3 protein-coding genes and 1 pseudogene are annotated in these 2996 nt (G+C 49.7%); all 4 read right to left on the bottom strand.

Annotated elements, in window-relative coordinates; translation table 11 throughout:
* Positions 1-241: 241 nt before the first annotated feature.
* A complete protein-coding gene (locus Q7P41_RS12205; protein ID WP_303884616.1) occupies positions 242-982 on the bottom strand; it encodes a M15 family metallopeptidase in 741 nt (246 codons plus the stop codon).
* Between the two features lie 30 nt (positions 983-1012).
* Positions 1013-2302: a TRAP transporter large permease gene (locus Q7P41_RS12210; RefSeq protein WP_303884618.1), complete on the bottom strand. Its 1290-nt coding sequence runs from the start codon at positions 2300-2302 to the stop codon at positions 1013-1015.
* Positions 2299-2784: a TRAP transporter small permease gene (locus Q7P41_RS12215; protein WP_303884620.1), complete on the bottom strand. Its 486-nt coding sequence runs from the start codon at positions 2782-2784 to the stop codon at positions 2299-2301. The genes Q7P41_RS12210 and Q7P41_RS12215 overlap by 4 nt, the downstream gene beginning before the upstream one ends.
* Before the next feature lie 13 nt (positions 2785-2797).
* Positions 2798-2996: pseudogene (locus tag Q7P41_RS12220) on the bottom strand (TRAP transporter substrate-binding protein DctP); the annotation flags it as partial.

The raw sequence follows: 2996 nt of genomic DNA on the forward strand, positions 1-2996 counted from the left end.
AATAACGCCACTGGCCGTCGCTAAAATAATAACCGCCGGATATGGAGGCGCACATGCTACTGATGGCACTGACACATTGCCCTGATGCCGCTAGGAAACGTTCACCTATCATCATTTAGCGCCTCCTCCATTTCGCAAAGTTTTAGGTTGACAATTATGTTATACGACATGTCATAGTTTGTCAACAAGGATTTTGAAATGTCATGCATGTTTTGCAATTGAGATCGGCCTGTTAAGGGCCTTAATCAAATTTTGCCCATCTGAGCTCTAATGAAATTTTGCCGTAAAAGGCGAAGCTTGCCCCCTTTGACGCTGCCCAGTTCTGGTTGCCGTAGTCATAATGCCACCATTCATCTGCATAGTTTATAAAGTTGGATTCTATCATGGCATTATACAAAATTCTCCTGTTGAACAGATATTCCCGCTCCTCGGGCATCAGCTCCTCATTTCTTAGCTTTTCTTCAAAGTAATGCGTGACGGAGCGCTTGGAAGTCTCGTCAAATTCGCTTCCCATGGGACATGAAAGCCCACATTCGTCGACAAGGCCAACGTCGACGGCTCCCCCCGTCATGTGGGGGGATACTTTATCGGTGTCGTTTTTTGGGGGAGAAACGAAGTGGGAGGCCATATCGAATATAGACTCGTCATCTGTATCGCTTGGGCATTCCTTCCTGAGCTCCTCGGAAAACTTAAGAAACAAGGATTGCTGGACCTTTAAAGGTCTCCAGGCATCGTAAATTACCAAACGATACCCCTTTGGCAATAGGGTTGCAGCTTTAAGAAGGGCAGCGAAAGCTCCCTCCCTCATAAAGCATTCCGGTATTGCGCTATCTATGCCCTGAACGAAGTACTGGGGCCGGCATAAAATTTTCTCCGGGATGTAGCTGGCCGGGATCAATTTTTCCCCCGATTCCTTTATGGGGATTTTCCATATCTCCTGCCATTTGATGCTATCAACGATTGGAATAGCAGCTTCGTGCATGTATCATCTTCTCCTTCGGAGCACCTAGTATCAAAGCCCCAGAGCTTTAGGTATATATATAGTTATAATGGGAAATAGTATGATTAAAACGAGGGCAACAAGAGAGACAGCTATGAAGGGCCATATGAACTTCAATACCTCGCTTAAAGGCACCTTGCCCACAGCCGAGACTATGTAGTTGCACGCGCCCATCGGAGGAGTTACCAGGGCGATGGTGACGTTTAGCGTCATGACGATGCCGAAATGCAGCGGGTCAATGCCTGCCTGCATGGCCAGCGGATAAAATATGGGCGTAAGAAGTGTCAGGGTTGCCACTTCTTCCATGAAACAACCCACCACGAATATGATGGCGCTGAAGGTCAACATGAGTAGAATGGGACTCGAGGCAAGTCCGGCTCCGGAAAGTAGCCCGGCAAAATGCTGCGGTACTCTTTCCCATTTGAGCAGCCATCCCACCGCCTGGGCTGCGCCCATTATTAGAAATATGGAGCTGGTCGTGCGCACCGTCTCGTAAAGGGCCCCGAAAATTGCCCCTTTGTCGAGCTTTTTGGTATGAAACAGCCCTATCAAGAGGCAGTAAGCGGCGGCCAATGCCCCTGATTCCGTAGGGGTCACGATGCCTGTGACGATTCCGCCGATGATGATTATCGGCGCAAGTAAACCGGATATGGATTGAGTTAATATATTCTTGGCCTGCGATCTTTCTTCGCCGCTTGAGACCGGGGCGCCGTATCTGAAGGAATAAAAGTAATTCATGACCGCATAAGCCAAACCCAAGAGTAACCCCGGAACGATGCCGGCAGCAAATAAGCCGCCGATGGACGTGTTGGTCATGGAGGCGTAAATGATCATAAAGATCGAAGGAGGTATTATGGGGCCTATGAGAGAGCTTGCGGCGGTAAGGCCTGCAGCGTAACCTTGGTTGTAGCCTTCCTTTTTCATGGCCGGAATCAAGATCGAAGAGAGGGCAGAAGCATCTGCGGCTGCTGACCCATTTACGCCTGCCAGTATTATGCCTGCAACTATGTTTACGTATCCCAGCCCGCCGCGTATGGAGCCCACCAGAAGCTTGGAAAAGTCTATGAGCTTATCGGTAAGGCCCGATCTGTTCATCAGGGATCCCGCCAGGACGAAAAAGGGGATGGCCATCAGGGTAAAGGAATCCATCCCGCCAAAGAGCTGCTGGCTTACTACGCGAAGAAGTGATGCGTCACCCAATACCGCTATCCCGGCAAAAGCGACCGACAGCAGCGCAAGGTAAAGGGGAAGGCCGATTAACATGAGAAAAAAGAAGAACAGCAGCAAAAGAAGCAGACTCATGGCTCGTCCCCTCCCACGACTTCTTTTCTATAGATGACAAACTCCACGAGCAGTATTCCAAGGCCCACCGGCAGGGAAAGAAGCGGTATGGTTTTGGGGATCTTTAAGCCCATCGTCCTCATGTTCCAGGCTCCAATTGCGTTATGGGCTCCGAAATAAACGATCAGCATCAGCACTATAACGCCTATGATGAACTTAAGCACGTTGAAGATGCGCTGCAGCTTCACGGGAAGCCTGGGCAGGATGAAATCTATGGCCATCATATCTCCTCGAACGTGTGCACAGCTTGCCCCCACCATGACCATCCATATCATTGTGTATCGCGCCAACTCCTCCGTCCAGATAAAGGAAGTGTGAAATATGTACCTTGAGACGACGCCCATGAGGATGTCGCATATATTTAAGGCCAACAGCGAGCACGAGATGTAAGCGCATGCTCGCTCTATGGCCGCAGACAGCTTAGGCAAAATGTCCTTCGACATATCCGCCCGGTCCTTACTTTACGGCCTCATTTGCGGCCTTCGCGTCTTCCAGCGCCATATTTAGCCACTTTTCGTCCACGGTGGCCTTTAGCCATTCTATGTAAGCCGGCTGCCCCTTTGATCTAAAGGCGTTCATTTCCTTTTCGTTCGGGGCATAAACTTTCATTCCCTTTTCCTCAAGGAACTTTATCTGTTCTGCATCTTGCGACTCG

Source organism: Acetomicrobium mobile (assembly GCF_937920065.1).

Bases quoted from the DNA above. Each gene is read 5' to 3' on its own strand.
- Q7P41_RS12210 (WP_303884618.1), bottom strand. From the start codon at position 2,302: ATGAGTCTGCTTCTTTTGCTGCTGTTCTTCTTTTTTCTCATGTTAATC.
- Q7P41_RS12215 (WP_303884620.1), bottom strand. From the start codon at position 2,784: ATGTCGAAGGACATTTTGCCTAAGCTGTCTGCGGCCATAGAGCGAGCA.
- Q7P41_RS12205 (WP_303884616.1), bottom strand. From the start codon at position 982: ATGCACGAAGCTGCTATTCCAATCGTTGATAGCATCAAATGGCAGGAG.